The organism is Psychroserpens sp. (assembly GCF_045105015.1).
In the GTDB taxonomy this organism is placed as follows: Bacteria; Bacteroidota; Bacteroidia; order Flavobacteriales; family Flavobacteriaceae; genus Psychroserpens.
This window is the reverse complement of record NZ_JBGCCX010000080.1, coordinates 1-20350: the sequence shown is the minus strand read 5'-3', so window position 1 is coordinate 20350 and position 20350 is coordinate 1. Positions and strand designations below refer to the sequence as shown.

The window sequence follows — 20350 nt, the reverse complement described above, 5'->3', positions numbered from 1 at the left end:
GGATGTGAAGTTTGCCTTCTGTGTATTCTAGAATGAATAGGTCTCTTGCAACTTGTAATTCTTCTGCAAGAGCTGGATTTCCTTTTAGTCCTAAGGATGTACTTGTTATATTTTCATTCATAACACCTAAACCACTAATTTTTGATTCTTGGGGAAATGAACAGATCAAACCATTAAAGTTGCTAGCGTATTGCAAAGCAAGCTTCATTAAATTGGGGTTTTCAATAGGATGTTGATAATCATAAAACGCAACTGCGCCAGCATTTCTCATATCAAATAGTTCGGCTAAATCTTTACCTTCACTATTTCGAGTTAAGGCTCCTATAGGATAGAGGTTAGTTGCGTGTTTATTAGCTTTTGATTTTAAGAATGCGATGTCAGCATTAGAATCTATAATAGGATTGGTGTTTGCGTTAACAGCTACAGATGTAAACCCAGAATGCGCAGCAGTTTTGAGACCGTTTTCAATAGTTTCACGTTCTTCGTAACCTGGTTCACCTAAACTGACACTACTATCAAACCAACCTTGCGAAACATGAAGATTATTTAGCCTAATCTCTTTAAAGTTTTTAGGGTTTGAAATGCGTTTAGATATCTTTGAAATCACACCTTTCTCAATCAAGATGTCAACAGTTTCATTGTGAAAATCGCTTTTAGGATCAACTATAGTGGCTGATTTTACAAGTGCATTCATTTTAGAAATTTTAAGATAAGCATTTCAATAATTATAAATACTAGTGCAAAAATAACAAACCATTTCCATAGCTCATTAACATTCGTTGCACTTTTTATATCATTTATGGCAGTAGTGATTGAATCACTTACAGTTGCGTTTTCTATAGTAGATAGATCAAAATAGTTGAGATTACTCTCATTGCGATTAAAATTAAAGCTTAAATTTTTTAAAAAGGTGTCTTTATTTTGAACAGCAATAATACCTGAGTTGTCAGGATAGTCATTTGTTTCTATAGCTACTTTGTTGGTAAAAGTTTGCTGTAAAGGAATTATAGAGTCATCTCCATTAACTAATGTTAAAATATCGTCTTGTTGTAGTTTGGTTGAAATATCAATACGATGCTCTTCTCCTAAAGTATAATACAATTGAGATACTTTAAGGCTTTGTTTGCCAATATTGTATAGCACAGGAACTATTAATGGAGAATTTTTAAAATTTGAATTATCAGATTGGAGTGCAGCTGAAAAACGGCAGGTGTTTTGAGATTGAGATAAGAAAGAAGCACCATCTTCAAAACTTAGAACTGAAGATCCAGAATTTACTGCTGTGTTGTAATAAGAATTCACTTTTGGGTATTGAAAATTTCGAATTTGTTTATCAAAAACATTTGCTAATAAAGGATGTGAAAAATTGATTGTAGTCACTCGCTTTTCTTGTGAATTAATAGTGTTAAAATTTGATAAATTATAATTATTAAATAGTTGGTTGTAAGCATTTAAGGATATGTTATTTGAAGGAATAATTAACATGCTTCCTCCGTTGTTAGTAAATGCTTTTAAAGCCGTTACTAGTGACACAGGAATGTCTTTTAATTCATTTAAAACAATTAAGTTTTGATTATCAATACTATTATAGTTTAAGGTGTTGTATGCAGTTGTTGTATAATCAAATTCGTCGTTTGTATAAATCTTTTTTAAGAAAGTATCATCTGCTTCATTTATAGCCAAAACTTTTATCGGCTCCCGTTGATCTATATTAAAGTATAATTCGTTATCATATTGAAGATTTGTATCTTCAATGGTTATTTTTCCATTAAAAACAGTGTTTGTAGGAATGGTAAAAATTGTGCTCGACTCAGTTTCGATACTTACAGCACTTTTTGCAATTAGTTTATCATCGTTAAACAAGGATATTGGTAAAGTTTCAATTCCTCTACCTTGGTTTTTGAGTAATACAGTTAATTCTAAATTTTCAACTGTAGACTTTGAAATAAACAAACTATCAATTGTAATATTTGTTTTGTTTTCGGGTTTTAATTGCACTAATTTTATTTGTGTAGTACTGTCTTTAGCTATAGAAATAACATTCTTTTTTTGCTGAAAATCTGAAATTAGTACTAAGTTTTTTATTGAACTATCATCTTTAGAAAACACATTTTTACCTTTTAAAACCACTGCTTCATAGTCTAATTGACTTGGAGAATGTTTTAATTGTATTAAATCATTTTTTATTGCCTTAATACTTGTATTGTAGAAGTTTGCATCATTTGTAAATAATGAAATACGCTCATTGTCATCAATATTTTCAATAATATCTTGAATGGCTTTATTTAGAATAGTTCCGTTAGTACTTTGCGCTTGCATACTGAACGAGTTATCTAAATAAATAACAGTTTCACTTTTTGTATTGAAACTATCAGAATTTGAAATGTAAGGTTGTGCAAAAGCAATAATAACAGAAGCTAATAACAACATTCTTGTTAATAAAGTGAGCCATTTTTTTAATTGAGAACTTTTACGTGTCTGTATGGTTAACTCTTTTAAAAATTGGACATTAGTAAAAGCAACCTTTTGAAACTTTCGAAGTTGAAATAAATGAATAATAATAGGAATGATAAGCAGGAGTAAAGCGTAGAGAATTTCTGGATGTTTAAACTGCATTCCTAGATTGTAATTTTTGTGTATTAAATTAATGCTCAAATATAGAAAATGCTAAGGGATTTGTATGCTTAGCTTTTGAGAAAATTAACGTTTTAGTGTAAAATGACCAGTAAAGGTTCTTCCATCAATAAGAGTAGCTACAAACCAATAGTCTGATGAAGGTAATGGTTGTCCGTTTAGAGTTCCGTCCCAACCAGGACTTAAATGATTAAGTTGAGTGATTAATTTTCCGTAGCGGTTAAATATTTTAACATCAATACCTTGGTTGTAATTTTCATTTACACCATATAATTTCCAACGTTCATTGAATTCGTCTCCATTAGGCGTAAAGAATTTTGGAAACCCTAAAACAGAAATTGTTTGCTCAATATATCCACAACCATTTAAATCTCTAACGAAAACAGTATGAAATCCAGGAGGCACATTAGTAAATACATTACTCTCTTGAAAGATAACACCTAATGTGTCTAGAGCGTATTCATATAAGCCTTCGCCAGAAACCTCAACAATAATTGTATTATTACTTGTTCCTTCTTGAATGCTAATATCTTCAATAGTTGCTATATTTGAGGGATTCACAGTTATGGTTCTACTCGAAGAACAACCATTAGGATCAGTCACAATTACTGTATAAATACCAGGTTCATTTATATCATTAAACGTTGTATTAACTGAAGTTGAAACACCATTTAATAGCCATTCGTAATAATAATTGCTTGGAGAATCGTTGAGTACGCCTCCAAATAGAGTAATGGTTTCGGGGAATGTATTCAAACAATAAATGAGTTCTTCATCTTCAGAAAGCTGAGGTGTATACAAAACTTCAAGTTCTATAGAGGCAATAGAAAAACATTGATTATTATTTTCAATTTTTATAAAAATGATTTGATTGTCAGGAATGTTATTTTGATAATTGGTATTTAAAGGGTTAATTTCAAAAAATGCATCATTTTCAGTTTCATAATAATTTACTGAAGCACCTGTTGGTATTTGACTTTGAATTGTTTGTGTGATTTGATTTAAATCAAACTTTGCAATCCCATCAATTACCTGACCATCACAAGCTTGAATTATTGGAATATTTAAATTGTTATTAGAAATTTGCAGTTCTACTTCTGCTATATCAGAGCATCCAGCTTGGTTTACAACAAGTGCAAATACTGTTTGAAGTAAAGTGGTGTTCTCAAAACTGTTAGGATTTGGAATCGCATTAATATTTTGAAGTGCTTCAGCTTCGGTTAGGAAAAAATTCTGAATAAAAATGGAACCATTATTATTTGTAACATCATTTTGTGAATTAAAGAGATCGTATGTGGTAAATCCATCTTGATCTTGGTCACATTCTACTATAGCAGCATCAAATGCTTCAGGATTATTTACGTATTGTATAATAATTTCTCCGTACGATACGCAATTGTTATCAAGTGTGACTTCAACTTTATAAGTTCCTGCGTCAGTGACCGTGTAAGTTGCATTGGTTTCAGAAACTAATTCTAGATCATCTTTAAACCATTTGAAACTGTTGCTGTTAATTTGGCTTGCATTTAATTCTAAAGTTTCATCTTCGCATAAAGCATTTTGCGCTATCAATAAACGATTAGGCCCTAAGTCTGTAGATAATTGAAAACTACCAGCTTCTAGAAATACCGCAGAATCAAATCTAAAATTTTGTTCATCAGCAATAACGAGTTTTACATGATAAGTTTGATTTGGAATAACATCAGCTGTAGCTACAAGTGGTTTTGTTTGACCATTAAAGTTAATAGGAGTGATGCTGGCATTAAAGCTGTCGAAAAAGAATTCATTTTCAGCTTCACAACCACCAGGAATTTCTGGATGCACAGTAGTTACCTTAACTGGAATAAAGGTATCAGGAACTAATGCTATGTTAGTGTATTGTTGTTCATTTACAGGTCGAATCAAAAATCCGAATAAATCTGAAAACTGACAGGTGTTTGCATTCCCTTCTTGGTATTCTTCGGAAGCAAATAAATATCTAAAACTAACTTGTGATGCTATCGATGTAAAGTCGAATTCGAGAATGGTTGCATTTATGGTGTTACTTTCATTTAGTGCATTTTCTAAGTCAGAATCTCCACTCCAGCCTGGTGCATCATCATCACTTAAGGAGTTATTAGGTCCAGGAACATTTGCTAATCGTCCAGTACTCATTACTAAACCACTTTCAAATGGGAATGTTGTACCAGAAGCATCAAAGAAACCATAACTCTGGTCAGAACCATTAAAATCACCACCAACAACATTTGTAATAATAACATTTTCAATACAATCACTATCAATTAGTATGTCTTCAATGAGTTCTTGAGCAGAAAAAGTCTGACTATCAACTTGAATATTTTGTCCAAGTGTAGTAAGACTAAGCAGAAAACATATAATATAAAATGTGGGTTTCATTAGCAATTTTTCCGATTGCAAAGATACGCATCACACAAGTCTTAAATACAAAAAATTTGTTAAGATGGTCAAATTAATAGCGCAACGCAAAATGTCCTTGGACTTCAAACTCATTCCCAATCTTTTTTACTTTGGCTAAATACCAATAGTCAGATACTGGCATTAGGTTTCCATTGTAATAACCATTCCATCCAGGAGAATTAGAAGTTAATGTTTTGAGTAGTTTACCATAGCGATCAAAAATATAAATAATGGTTCCTGGTAAGTTTTCTACACCAGTAATGTGCCAAGTGTCAAAGCGGTTATCATCATTTGGTGTCATGAATTTAGGGGCATCAATAACAATAATTTCTTTAGTAATAGAAGCACAGCCATTCAAGTCAATCACTGTAACAGTGTGAGGTCCTAAGCTTACGTTTTCAAATATATTTGATGACTGAGGCGGAAGATTATCTAATTGATATGAATAATTGCCAATACCATCAATAGTTACAATCACGTTGTTTGGATCAGTGAAATCCATTGTTTCAGTAATAACCACTGTGGCAGCCTCAGATTCAGTAACAGTAAATTCTTCAACTGTTTCACAGCCAAAAGGAGAAGTTACAGTAACTGAATATGAACCAATTTCCGTGATTTCAATTTCTGGAGTTGTCTGATTTGTAGACCAAAGGTATGTATCACCAATCTGATTTGTATTAGCACTAACAGTTAACGGAAAATCTTCTAAACAAATTACTTGTGAACCAATATCTAAGACTGGTTTAGGATGAATAATAATATCAAATGAAGTGATATCATAACAAGTTGTTATGTTGTTCTCAACACGAACATAAATGGTTTCTCCGTTAAACGTATTGTATAAATTGTGTAATGGGTTTGTATTGTTTTCAGCAGCTATTAAATCATTGTAATACGATACTGTAAAATCATTAGGGTTCTGACCGTTTAGAACAGCAGTGTTTTGCGAATACAAATCAAAAAGGAAATTACCATCATAATCATCATCACAAGTTTCTAAATCATTTGGTGGATTAGCAATAGGAAGTGGGTTTACAATTAAATTAAAACCGTGAATAAAGTAACAATGTGTTGTAGAAAATTCTACACGTGCAAAAATAGTATCACTATTTGATTGATATTGATATAGATCATCTAGAGGATTTGATTGATTGATTGCATCGGCTTCCGAAGCATAATACATAACATCAGTATTAATTGTTTGCACTAATAGCGATGCGTTAATTTCAGAAAGATCAACAATTCCAATATCATTGGCACAGACTTCAAATTCATTTTCAGCATTAATAGCAGGAGGTAAGTTGACATATAATTCTAAGGGAACAAAGGTGTAACAATTCGCTTCTGTATTAAATACTCTTATATATATAGTTTGTGGACTAGAAAGACTAATGTAGTTTGTCGGGTCTGGAATTACATTTAGATCATTTTGAAGGTCTTCAAGAGATTCAAAATAAGAAATGATATTACTAGGATTTGCTGAATTAAAAAGATCAGCTTCAGCAAGAGTCAAATTAAAAGAAGTCCTACTGTCGTAATCCATATCACAATTCGTTAATGGTGACGGTTCATTAGGATGCGGATTAGTAATTAAATCAAATTGAGTTACATTATGACATCCAGTAATATTATTTTCAATACGTGCAAAAATCGTTTCTCCATCTTGTCCATTGTAATTATAAGTCACAGGATCTTCACCTAAGTTAGCTTCGTCTTCTGAGTTGAAATATGTTACAGTAAATTCATTAGCATCTTGAGAGCCAATAACAGATTGGTTCACTAAAAATAGATTAAAACTTTCAATGCCATCATTAGATTCATCATCACAAATTTGTAAATCTAATGGCTGATTAGCAATAGGTAGTGGGTTGACGATTAGCTGGAATGGATATACATAAAAACAGCCAGTAGTAATATATTCTACTCGAGCAAAAATGGTATCATTTAATGAGGTATAGGTGTAGTTGTTATCTAATTCGTTTATCCTGTTTTGTGCATCACTTGATAACTCATAATAACTGAATATCACATCTGTACTATCATTAACTATAACTGTGTCAATTTCATTTAAATCAAAACTGTTAGTTGGATTTACACATATATTATAATTTTGAATATCATTTATTAAAGGAGGTAAATTAACAGATAAGTTAACCGTTTCAAAACTGTAACAATTAGATAAAGTATTTGTAACTTTAATGTAAATCGTTTGAGGGTTTGAAGTATTGCTGTAATTTTCTGGATTTAAAATTGTTCCAGTATTGTTTTCAACATTTTCTAAAGTTTCATGATACGTAATAGCGATGTCGTCAACTCTTACATCTAACACATCTGTTTCAACCTGAGTTAAATCAAAAGAAATTATTCCATCAAAGTCGGTGTCACAATCAACTAAATCTGGAGCTGGGTTTATTTCTGGAACTTGAATAATATTAACACTAAATTCAGCTACAGCAGGACATAATAAATCATTTTCAATTCTAACGTAAATAATTTGTGGATTTAATACGTTGGTATAATTGAGTGGTAGCTCATTTACACCAGTTTCAGCATCTTCAAAGCTAAAATGGAATGATATGCCTAAATTTATAGGTATTCCAGAACTTATCTCCGTGATTTTTTGTGATAAATCTAAAGCTTCAATTCCATCATTTGTTGTGTCATCACAAAGTGTGATGTCTGACGGTTGATTATAGGTGACAAACTGAACAACTTCAATTTCTAATGATGATGTTCCAAAACAAGTTATATCTGATACGTTTTCAACCCGAACAAAGATGGTTTGAGGATTTGAAAGATTTTGATACGCTGCATCTTTGTCAATACTATTTGTGCGATCAATTGCATCTTGTTCTGTTTCAAAATATAAAACGTCCTTTCCTGCTTGTCCGTTTAAAATTTCATCATCTTTTAAATTAAAGAAGAAGTCGTTAATTTCATCACCATCACTTTCACAAGTTATAAATGTTTCGATAGGAGTGAATACAGGTAATGTGTTTATAATAACATCAAAATTCACAATACTGTGACACGTTGTTACTAAACTTTCAATTCTTACAAAAATCGTTTGCGTTTGTGTGTCGTAATTATTTGGTGATGTGATATTGTCAGTTCCACTATCTGCGTCTTCAAAACTTGTATGAAATGTAAAGGTCAAGTCTGTTGTATTTGCAACAATTTCAGGGATTCGACTTTCCAAATCCACAATTGAATATGCATCTTGATCATTATCACAAATAACAATATCTGTGGGCTGCATGACAATTGGAGGATCAATAACTAGGATTTCTAATGATGAAATATCGTAGCAACTAGTTTGTGTATTAGTAACTCTAGTATAGACTGTTATTGGATTAACAGTATTGGTATAGCTAGAAGGTAACATGTTTTGATTATCTAAAGCATCTTGTTGAGTTAAATAATATCTAACATTAGGAAAGTCAATGCCAGTACTAACGTAGTCATCAAATGTGGCTAATAGAATTGCTGTCGAACCATCAAAATCATTGTCACAATATTCTACACTATCAAGATTTTGAATTTCAATAGCAGGATGAATAATTAAGTCAACAGTGCTAAACTGTACACAAGAATCTATGGTTGCGCTCAGATATATTGTGGTTATAATTGAAGTTGCAGTAAAAGGAATAGTTTTATCTAATGCATTACTATTACTCGTCTGGTCGGTTTGAGTTTGGAAAAACGAAATATCAAATCCTTCATATTCATTGATAACGAATAATTCTAATTGATTTAGGTCAAAGTCAGCGATACCATCGTTTGAAGCATCATCGCAAATACCAAAATCACCAGTATTGAAACCTGAATCTACGATATTTGTATGAAGCTCAATAGGCGTAATGGATGAACATCCTGAGGTGTTATTAGTAACTTTAATATAAACCAACTGAAAGTTAGGTGTTGTATTTTGATAAGAAGTTGGATCTGGAATTTGATTGGTGCCATCTTGAGCGTCTGTAGAAGTTTCATAGTAACTAACTGAAGCATTAGTTGTTCCTTGAAGGACGTCGTTTTCAACTGAAGTTATATCAAAGATTTCAAAGCCATCATTATCGGTTTCGCAAGCATTAATCCATTGGATTTCAGGGTTGAGTACTGGGTTTTCTAACACATTTATTTCTAAAGAAGTTGTATTAAAACATCCTGTATCATTGTTTTGAACTCTAATAAATAGAGTTTCATTAGGGTTGGTATTTGTGTAAGGGATCCCAACAGGATTTAAACCTATTTCTGCATCAATTTGTGAGGTAAAAAAGGAAACAACAATATTTGCGCTACCATTAGTAATAGCAGCAGCAGTTTCAACTAGATCTATTGTAGTAATACCATCTGCAACACTATCATCACAAATATTTATATCTGAAGGTGGATCATAAATAGGTGATTCATTAACCACCAAATCAAAAGTAGTAAAGCCTAAGCAGCCTGTATTTACTTCTTCAGTTCTCACATATATGGTTTGAGGATTTGTTGTGTTTTGCCAAGGAGCAGTAATTGTACCAGTTCCAGTAAGTGCTCCTGCATTGCTAAGATGATAACTTATATCGTAAGTACCACTTGGTAATGCATTTAAAACTTGATTGTCTTTAGTAGTCAAGTCAAAAACTTCTATACCATTATTAGAATCATCATCACAAATCATAAAATCAAAAACATTACCAACATCTTGTTCAGAACCTAAATTGACTTCAACTTCATCTTCAATCATACATGAAATATTATTGACTTGAATTGTGACTTCAATTCCATAAGTACCAGATTGGGTAACTTGGTATAATGGATTTGTTGCACCAGGTATGATTTGCCCATTATCGAACCATTGATATGAAGCTGCACTATTATCGACATTTCCATTAAGAATTAAAGACTGTGCACAGGTATTCATATCTGGACCTAAATCTACAGAAGAAAGTGTACTTGTTTGTTGTATAAAAACTGCAGAATCATAATTTTGATCTGTTTGATCGGCAATGATTAGTTTTATTTTATATAATTCATTTGGTTGAATGGATGCTGTTGCAGTCAAAACTGTAGTTCGTCCATTGTAATTTGTGTCACCAATATTATAACCTTCAAAATATGATTCATTTTCAGCAGGACAAAACCCTACAATTTCGTCATGAATGGTATTCGTATTAACTGGAATAGACGTTCCAGGAATTAAAGCAATGTTTGTAAATGGATCAGTAGTACCAGCTCTTTTAATAAGAAAAGCAAAACCATCTGAATATTGACATGGAAAATTAGAATTGTATTCTTCTGAAGCTAATATATAATCAAAGGATATTTGACTAGTAGTAGACAGAAAATCAAATTCAATTGATGTCGCATTTAATGTTCCTGAAAGACCTAAAACATTTTCTAAATCTGAATCTGAAGACCAATTACTAGAGCCATCATTTAAATTACTTGCATTAACATTATTACCTGCAGATTGAATATTACCTGTAGATAAAATGATTCCATTTTCAAAAGGAAAATTTGAATTCTCTTTGTTAAAAGCACCATAACTGCTAAAGCCTTCAGATTGACCATTCACTGAAGAAGATACATTAGATATGTCTACACAGCCTTGCCCTAGGTTAGCTTGAATTAAAGCTTCTAGGTTAGCAGCGTTCTCAGTAGAGATTTGCTGTGCTATTGCTGTATAAGTGAAACACAAAAACAGTCCAATACACAAGTACTTAAATATCTTCATTTAATACGGTTAGGTGTAATAAATAGATAAATCCAATTATGTAGATTTCGAGGCAGTCGAATCTAGAACTTGTGAATGTAAATAAAAATTATGTTTTTAGAGGTTTTATGGTGTCTAAAGGGATTTTTATCAGATAAAATGCATTTTTAATAAGGTTTATGTATTTAGTATCGCAATGAAAAATGACCTTTTACATCAAATGCAATACTACCTTTTCTAACTTTAGCTAAAAACCAATAGTCGTTTGCTGGCATTAAGTTTCCGTTATATCTTCCGTCCCAACCCTCTGATGATGAGGTGAGTTGTGTAAGCATTTTGCCATAACGATCATAAATATAAATAATAGTACCTGGTAAGGTTTCTACACCTGTAATATGCCAAGTATCAAAGTAACCATCACTGTTAGGCGTCATAAATTTTGGAGCGTCAATTACGACAACCTCTTTTGTAACTTCAGCACAACCATTAAGATCAATAATTCTAAGCGTATGATAACCAATACTCACATTCTCGAATGTGTTAGAGATTTGAGGTTCTTCATCATCTAATTGATATAAATAATTACCAATTCCGCTAATAGTTACTGTTATATTATTTGGATCTGAAAAATCTACAGTTTCAGTTATTTCTATGGTTGCAGTTTCAGATTCTGAAACGTTAAACACTCTTGTTGTTTCACATCCAAAAGGAGAGGTCACAGTAACAGAATAGGTGCCAATTTCAGTAATCTCGATTTCTGGTGTGGTTTCGTTAGTTGACCATAGATAAGTATCTCCAGTTTGATTTGTATTAGCACTTACTATGAGAGGAAGGTTGTTTAAACAAATAACTTGATCTTCTATATCTACTAAAGGTTTAGGATTAACTATAGTCCTAAAGTAAGTCAATGTATAACATCCTGTATTGTTGTTTTCAACACGAACATAAATAATTTGTTGGTTAGATGCTTCATATATTGTAGGTAAAGCATCTTCTGCTTCTTCCGCTAAAATATTATCGTCGTAATAACTTACTGAAAAGTTTCCAGGGTTTTGACCACCCAATACTTCTGTATTTTGTTGACTTAAATCAAATTCTAAAAACCCATCATAATCGTCGTCACAATTAATTAAATCGTTTGGTTGATTAGCAATAGGTGCAGGATTTACCAATAAGTCAAATTCATGAATATAAAAACAATGCGTTGTAGAAAATTCAACACGGGCAAAAATAGCATCACTAGTAGTCTGGTAATTGTAAATTGAATTTAGAACGTTAGTTAGATCTTCAGCATCTTGTCTTGTAGGATAATAATCAATTAATACATTAGTTGTTTGCAACAATATACTTGAATTAATTTCAGTTAAATCTGTTGTATCAGTATCGTTATCACAAACTTCATAATTAGCTATTTCATTTATAACAGGAGGTAGGTTTACAATAAGCTCTAATGGCACAGAAACAAAACAATCTGAAATAGTATTCGTGACACGAACATATACTGTTTGTGATGCCGTAAGGTTTGTATATTCCTGAGGATTTGAAATGGTATTGGCATTTAAGAATGAATCCTCAAAAGTTTCATGATATGTTATTTCAATATTATCTTGTCTTACATCAAGAATATCAAATTCTGAAAGTGTTAAGTCAAAAGTGATGATTCCATCATAATCTACATCACATTCTATTAACGGTTGTGGTAAGTTAACATCTGGAGCAGCAATTACATTTAGTACAAATGAAGTATAAGATTCACAAATAGTTCCGTTGTTAATTCTTACATAAATTTGTTGTGGGTTAACAGTGTTGCTGTAGTTAAGAGGTAATGGATTGGTATTGTTTTCTGCACTTACTTGCGAGGTATGGAAGGTCACTTCTTGAATTTCTGAAAACCCTTGCGTAATTTCATCAAGTTGGACATTAAAATCAAATTCTACACTACCATCATTAGTAATATCATCACAAATAAAGATATCAGTTGGTTCATTAAATTCTGGATTTGTTCCAACTTCAATAGGAAAAGATGAAGTAGTGTAACAATTTGCATCTGTAACATTTTCAACTCTTACAAAAATGGTTTGTGGATTTGAAATATTCACATAAATATTGTCTTTATCTATTTGGTTGGTGTTGTTTTCTGCGTCAAAAGCAGTTTCAAAATAGAGTACTTCTTTTCCTGTTTGTCCGTTTAGAATATCAGCATCTTGTGTTGAAAATATAAACTCACCAAGACCATCATCACCAACTTCACAAAACTTATATAAACTTATTGGGTTTATTATAGGAAGTGTATTTGCAATAATTTCAAAGCTTTCTGTAGAATAACAACCAGTAATGTTATTTTCAATTCTCATCACAATTGTACCAGTTACAGCAGTATAGTTTGTAGTTTCTATAATACTATTAGTATTGTTTTCTGCATCTGAAAGATTATTGTGGAATGTAATAATTCTGTTTGTTGTATCTGTTATAGCTTCTGAGATTTTATCATTTAGATTAATTACTGATATATTATTTTGATTAGGATCACATATAATAATATCGTTAGGAGTAATGCTTTCAGGAGCTGGTAAAACTTGAACTTGAAAAGAGTTTAAATCAGCACAACCTGTTGCGTTATCTGTAATTCTTGTAAATATAGTTTGAGGATTAGATGTATTGGTATAAATTGTTGGTAATGTATTTGCATTATTATCTGCATCTTCTTGAGAAGCAAAATAGCTCACTGAGAAATTTGGAAAGTTGTCAGTAACTTGATCATCAAACTGTGTCAAATCAATTCCTGTAAATCCATCCTGATCTGAATCACATACTGAGACTAATCCAATGGAATCAAATTCAACAACTGGATTTAATACAATTTCAATATCATCAATTTCCTGACATGTAGGACTTGTGATAACAAGGTATAATGTTTGAGGTATTGAAGTTGGTTCAAAAGGTAGATTAGGATCAATAGCGTTTACTTGATTATCTCTATCGCTTTCAGTTAGGTAAAAGTCAATTGTAATATCAATCTCTAATACATCCTCTAAGTCTCCAATTATTGTTCCAGTAATATTTAATAAATCAAATTCTTCCTCACCATCATTTCCAATATCACACAAAGTAAAATCTCTGAGATTAGTTGCAGTTAACAATAAGTTTGTATGCAACTCTATAGGTGTAATACTAGCGCATCCACTGCCTTGATTTTCTACTCTTATAAATACAATTTGTTCATCAATTGTAATGTTTTCATAGTTCGATTCATTTGCAATCGCATTAATGCCTAAATCTGCATCCTCTTGAGTGACATGAAATGTTACATTAACACCTGTTGTTCCTTGTAAAACATCAGCGATTACAGACGTTAAATCAAATTCTGCATAACCATCATGATCCATATCACAAGCATCAAGATACTGAGGTTCAGTATTAATAACCGGGTTGTCTAAGACTTCTATATCCAATGATGTAGCGCTAGAACAACCAGTATTGATATCCGTTACATTTACATATAAGGTTTCAGTTGGGTTTGTATTTACATATGGTAAGGGAATACTATTTGTTCCATTTTCAGCATCATTTTGTGTTAAGTGATAGGTCACTTGTAAATCAAAATTGCCATCAGTAATCTCATCATCTTTTTGTGATAGATCAATGGTAGTAACACCATCTGAAGTTGTATCATCACATAATATTAATACTGTTGGGTCTACTATATTTGGTAAAGGATTTACAACTAAGTCGAAACTTTGAAATGCAAGACATCCATTAACAGAATCTTCAATTTTCACGAATATCGTTTGTGGATTTGTTGTGTTTTGAATAGGAGATGTAATAGCATTTGTTCCTGTAAGTGCATCGTTTTGTGTATAATGATAACTTACAGTATAACTAGATGAAGGTACGGAAGCTAATGCCTCAGAGTCTTTTGTAGATAAATCAAATAATTCAATTTCATTACCACTACTATCATCACAAAGTTGAAAGTCTGATATGGCATCAGCAGATTGTGTTGAACTTAGTAAAACATTTACTGTATCTTCAATGACACAAATAGAGTTAGTTAAAGGTATTTCAATTGATACTGTATAATCTCCCGATTGGGTAACATTTAAAGTTGGCTGATCTTCACCTGGAATTAAAGTATTATCTAAAGACCAAGTATATATCGCTTGAGGATTGTCTATATTTCCATCTAATGTTACATTACTTGCACAGGTTTGAATATCGTCTCCAAGGTCTACGTTTGCATTGAAACTATTACCTTCAATAAATACAGCTGAATCATAATTTTTATCTGTTTGATCAGCAATAACGATTTTAATATGGTATTGAATGTTAGGAATGATCCCAGCAGTTGCAGTCATAACAGTTGTTCTACCATTATAGTTTGTATCTCCTAAATTAAAACCTTCAAAATATTGTTCATTAGAAGCCGCACAAAATCCAACAATTTCATCATGAATTGTATTAGTATTAACAGGAGTAGTGGTTCCTGGTATAAGTGCAATATTTGTATAAGAATCACTTGATCCAGCTTCTTTAATTAGAAAAGCGAAACCATCTGAATACTCACACGGAAAGTTTCCAAAGTATTCTTCGGAAGCTAAAATGTAGTTAAATTGAATTTGATTAGAAACCGAAACAAAATCAAACTCTATTGATGTCGCATTTAAGGTTCCTGAAATACCCAAAGCCGTTTCTAGATCCGAATCAGTTGTCCAATTGTTTTCTCCTTCATTTAATATCTCGTTATTTTGAGTATTACCTCCAGAAAGCGCGTTTCCGGTAGATAACATAATTCCATTTTGAAAGGGAAAGTTGGATCCTGCACGCTCAAAGTAAGCAAAACTATTAAATCCGTTTATTGATCCGTTGACTTGTGAACTAATGTTAGAGGTTTCTACACAACCTTGAACTAAGTTGTCTTCAATGAGTTGTTGCTCTGTAAAAGAGTCGTCGATAGTTATTTGTTGACCATAAACTAATGAGCCAAGAAATAAGCAGTATATAACTGCGAGGGATTGTTTTAAAATTTTCATTTTTAAGCGGTTAAGTTCATGGTGGTTAGCCACGAGGTTTGGGACTTTTAGCTAATTCTTTAATATTAACTGGGCGAAATATAGAACCGAATTAGATGAAATGCAAATTTTTACGATGAAATGCATAAAAAATTAACATTTACACTTTCTGATGATTACAAAATCTGAAGCTTTTTTGAGTATCATTTTGCGTTCTTTTGGTCTGAAAATATATATATAAATCCTAACGTATATCATAATATATCTGGAGTTTGAAGCTTAGATAGGTTTAGAGTTTAATTAATAAATTTATCAAATGAAGAGCTTGTGCATGTTTAAAATAAAACCTGAATGATAAAAGCAATATGCAAGAGGAATTTCCATTTTAGTTTAGGTTTGGGGTTATTGTAATGGATAAAAAATGAGGGAAGATAACTAAACAATAGTCACTAAATTATAGTATAGTAGCACTAATGATAAATAAATACGACGAACAAAATTAAATTTTAAAACTTTAGTAATTGACATAAACCCAACCAATACTAGGCTCATAATTTGGTTCGTTATAATTTAAAATATAATAGTAAGTACCAACAGGGACAAGTTTTCCTAGATTATTAATACCTCGATTTGTTTTTCCTAACCAAGGGGTATCATTATCTCCCTCAAAAATTAGTGTTCCATATCTATTGAAGATCTTTAGCTCATGTTTTTCAAATATGTTGTAGAGTCCTTGAATGTTGAACCAGTCATTTATACCATCATTGTTTGGTGAAAATCCTCCAGGAATTGAAGCTGGACAGTTTTCTACTAAAAGATCAAATGCATAAGAAGTATAACATGGTAGCTCGCCAACTATGGCATGAATTGTTTGCGGATTGTTTGTGCTATTATAATTTTCTGGATTAAGAATTTGATTTGAGTTAGATTCTAAGTCTGTAAGACTATTATAAAAATATACTTCATTAGGTGTGTTTATGTTGTTAATCTCTAATATGTAAATAAGATCAAAAACTGCAGAGTTAAAACCTTCATTACATTTAATTGTATTTGGCAAAAGTTCTATAGGACTTAGGAATAAGAGTTCAAGTTGTGTCTCAAAATTGTTATTATTTTCATTAGTTTCTATAAGGCTTCCGTTACCAGAACCATCATCATCAATAACGAAATTAAATGTAGTTATTTCTGAAATATTACTTGGTATTGTAATAGTTATAGAATTGTTTTCAAATCCGTTTATCGGAATATCATTTTGAGTTTCATCTAAATGAAATAATATTCCATTAGCATAGAAGGCAATGCTAGTATTAGCAGGAATAATGGCTGTGCTATTTACATTAAAAACGGTATAATCTATTGTCAAAGTTTTATTATTACAATCAAGACTATAGTCATCAAGAGTAATTGTACCATCTGGAAGTTGACTATTTAACACAGTAATAATATTGTTAAGCATTATTAAATCAGCTCTAATACCATCAGGAAACATAACTCCAGTAGTCATCTCTATTGTGGCACTGGTGTCACCTATAGAGATGTTATCTTGAATGTTATAAACATCTAAATCTCCATTAAAAAAAGTAGTAGAATTTGTAAATGTATTTGTTCCATTGAAAGCATTATCAACAAAATTTAAAGGCGGATTTGAAAGAACGTTACCATTAAAAGACAGGCTCTCTCCATAATTGAGGTCATCATCACCTTCCCAAGCTAAAAACCCAATTTTCGCTCCAGAATTGTCAATAACATTTAAATTGTCAATAACAATTGTGATTTCTTGATTATTACTATTGATGATATCTAAACCCTGGTATAAGTTGACTTGATTTAAAGGTAAACTGTCATTTTGATAAATGATATAGACACTCCAACCTGCAAAATTAGTTCTAGTTTCACAATATCCGATGTTACTTGCGAGAGCTTCAGTTATATCTAAGTTTGATAATTCATATGTAGTATTACCTTCTGAAATTATAAAATCTGTTATATCTGTATAGCAGGAAAAGTAGTTTAACAACCCAAAATCTTCACTTAAATAGTTAACATTATAAATGCCATCAGCTTCGAAGGGGATACCGTTTAATTCTACAGAAGAATCACTAGTGCCAGAGCCAGCCCAATATAAGTAAGCAGCCACAATTGTATTATCAATAGAAAGATTTAAATCTGCAGTAGATGATTCTAGAGGATTGCAAAAACTTTGAACAATATTATTCTCAAAAGGATTCAGCGTGTTACCAATAGCAGTGTAATCATATCGACCATTAAATTGTTGAAATAGTTCAATGTCTTGACCAAATACTGAAAAAGATATAGCGAAAAAGAAAGTATAAATCACAAACTTGCTAAACCTCATTTTTATTAATTTTAATAGATGAATTTACAAAATTTTATTATTAGCGTTTTAATGTAAAATGACTTTTAAAGACTCTACCATCTTGTAATGTTACTGCAAACCAGTAATCACTAGACGGCATATTGGCACCATTATAAGTGCCATCCCAACCTGGACCAAGAGGATCTATTTCTGCTAATAATTTTCCATAGCGATCAAAAATTAATATTTGTGTATTTGGTTGAAACTGTTGCGAAATGCCTTTTACCTGCCAAAACGGATTGACTTCATCACCATCTGGCGTAAAAAATTTCGGAAAACCAATGACCGAAACTTCCTCTTCAGTAATTCCACAATTATTTTCTATATCACGAACATAAACAGTATGAAATCCAAAATCAACATTTGTAAACACATTGCTTTCTTGATAAGGGCCTAAAATATTATCTAATGCATAATCGTAAATCCCTACGCCTGTAACAAATACAGAAATGGAATTATTTGATGAGGCATCTGTAACTTGAATATCAGTAATTGAGGCTATATCTGAGGGTAAAACTGTAATTGTACGATCTTTAAAACAGCCGTTTGTATTAGTTACACGAACTGTATATGTTCCAGGTTCATTCACTTCAATTTCAAACATGTCTTCACCAGTAGACCATTCGTAATAATAATTATTTGGAATATCATTAATAAGTCCACTGGTTAATGTAATGGTTTCAGGAAAGTCATTTAAGCAGTACAGCAGTTCTTCTTGAGTTTCTATATCTGGTAATTCAAAAACAGTTAATTCAATACTACTTATACCAAAACAAGCATTAGCATTTTCTACTCTTCCATAAATAGTTTGAGAATAAGGTATCGTATTGGTAAAGTTAGTTCCTAAAGGATTGTCTTCAATTAGCGCATCTTCATAAGTTTCATAATATGTAATATCTAAGCCAACAGGTAATCCAAACAGTATTGTGTTTTCTGTATCTGAAAGATTAAAATTATAAAAACCATCTTCAGTTCCATCGTCGTCACAGGCTTGTATAAACGTATCATTAGAAGCTGTTGAACTTGCTAGCAATGTAATTTCAGCAGTATTAGTACATCCAGAATTTATATCTGTTACTAGTGCATAAATTATTTGCGGATTTTGATAATTATCAAATGCATCTGGATTTAATTCATCTTCATTATTTTCTAAATCTGCAATGGATGCATAAAAATTAATTATTTTATCTGAAGCGTTATTTGTAATGTCTTCAAATACTTGATTTAAATCGAATGTTGTAAACCCTTCTGGAATGCCATCTTCGTCACATTGAATAATTGTAGTATCAATCGCTTCAGGTGTTTCATTAATTGTAAAGATGAACGAATCTGTAGCATAACAATCTGTATTTGTGTTATTCTCCATACGAACAAAAATCTCTTCTGTGAAAGCTGTTACATTCGTATATGTATTGGGTAGTGCATTTGTATTATCATCTGCGTCTTGCTGAGTTGGATGATAGGTTATGGTGTAAAGAGTAGCGTCTTGAGCAATTAAAATATCTGTATTTAAATCTGAAAGGATTAATGTGTCAAAGCCATCCATACTATTTATTCCAGTATCACAAACAGTAATATCTTCTAGAATAGCAATAGAAGGTGTAATAAAAACATTAATGTCAAATGTCGTGGTTTCAAAACAATTTGGGTTGTCATTATTGTCTACTCTAGCGTAAATAGTTTGCGGAGTTTCAGTATTGTTAAACTCTCCAGTAATTTCATTTTCATTATTATCTGCATCTAGTTGACTAGTGAAATATCTAACTGAATAGAGGACAGGATCTTGGCCATCTAGTATTTGAGCATCTTGAATTGTCAAATCAAAAGTTGAAAATCCAAACTCATCACAGTCAATGAGATTAGACGGTTGTGTCGCAGTTGGTATGTCAAAAATACCAACTACAGCTTCACCTTCTATCGGACATTCGCCATTATTTTGTTCAACAAAAACTTCATAAAAGCCAGGAGTATCAACAAATAGTTGAAATGTAGTTTCGGTTAGTGGTAACCCATCTTTCTTCCACGTATAATCTGCGCCAGGAATATCTTCGGCTAAAAGTGTGTATGAATCTCCTGTACAAAGTTTTAATTCGGTTGTACTGATGCCATTTTGAATAATATCAATTTGAGAATTAAATAGTGACTGAATAAAAGGAGGTAAGCCAATTCGGCCTCTATTTTGAAGTGTACCATTAACATCTAATAAAACACCAT

At 31.7% G+C, this 20350-nt stretch carries 7 protein-coding genes; all 7 read right to left on the bottom strand.

From position 1 onward, the window contains the following. On the bottom strand, positions 1-694 hold a 694-nt coding region (locus tag AB8B90_RS06370), incomplete at its 3' end, for a dihydroorotase (RefSeq protein WP_405334867.1). After that, positions 691-2616 carry a BatA domain-containing protein gene (locus tag AB8B90_RS06365; protein WP_405334865.1) on the bottom strand — a complete coding sequence of 642 codons (1926 nt, stop codon included), beginning with the start codon at positions 2614-2616 and terminating at the stop codon, positions 691-693. The genes AB8B90_RS06370 and AB8B90_RS06365, both read right to left, overlap by 4 nt. 84 nt (positions 2617-2700) lie before the next feature. Beyond that, positions 2701-5031 carry a choice-of-anchor L domain-containing protein gene (locus AB8B90_RS06360; protein WP_405334863.1) on the bottom strand — a complete coding sequence of 777 codons (2331 nt, stop codon included), beginning with the start codon at positions 5029-5031 and terminating at the stop codon, positions 2701-2703. Between the two features lie 73 nt (positions 5032-5104). Beyond that, on the bottom strand, positions 5105-10771 hold the full coding sequence (locus AB8B90_RS06355) for a choice-of-anchor L domain-containing protein (protein ID WP_405334861.1): 5667 nt from the start codon (positions 10769-10771) through the stop codon (positions 5105-5107). Positions 10772-10935: 164 nt separating this feature from the next. Next, positions 10936-15780, bottom strand: a complete 4845-nt coding sequence (locus AB8B90_RS06350; RefSeq protein ID WP_405334859.1) for a choice-of-anchor L domain-containing protein — start codon at positions 15778-15780, stop codon at positions 10936-10938. Positions 15781-16273: 493 nt separating this feature from the next. Beyond that, on the bottom strand, positions 16274-18115 hold the full coding sequence (locus AB8B90_RS06345) for a gliding motility-associated C-terminal domain-containing protein (RefSeq protein ID WP_405334857.1): 1842 nt from the start codon (positions 18113-18115) through the stop codon (positions 16274-16276). Between the two features lie 40 nt (positions 18116-18155). Beyond that, positions 18156-20350: T9SS type B sorting domain-containing protein (locus tag AB8B90_RS06340; protein WP_405334855.1), on the bottom strand; the 2195-nt coding region annotated here is incomplete at its 5' end.

What these genes read in the sequence shown, in the direction of transcription:
- AB8B90_RS06365 (WP_405334865.1), bottom strand. Translation starts at nt 2,616, where the DNA reads ATGCAGTTTAAACATCCAGAAATTCTCTACGCTTTACTCCTGCTTATC.
- AB8B90_RS06360 (WP_405334863.1), bottom strand. Translation starts at nt 5,031, where the DNA reads ATGAAACCCACATTTTATATTATATGTTTTCTGCTTAGTCTTACTACA.
- AB8B90_RS06355 (WP_405334861.1), bottom strand. Translation starts at nt 10,771, where the DNA reads ATGAAGATATTTAAGTACTTGTGTATTGGACTGTTTTTGTGTTTCACT.
- AB8B90_RS06350 (WP_405334859.1), bottom strand. Translation starts at nt 15,780, where the DNA reads ATGAAAATTTTAAAACAATCCCTCGCAGTTATATACTGCTTATTTCTT.
- AB8B90_RS06345 (WP_405334857.1), bottom strand. Translation starts at nt 18,115, where the DNA reads ATGAGGTTTAGCAAGTTTGTGATTTATACTTTCTTTTTCGCTATATCT.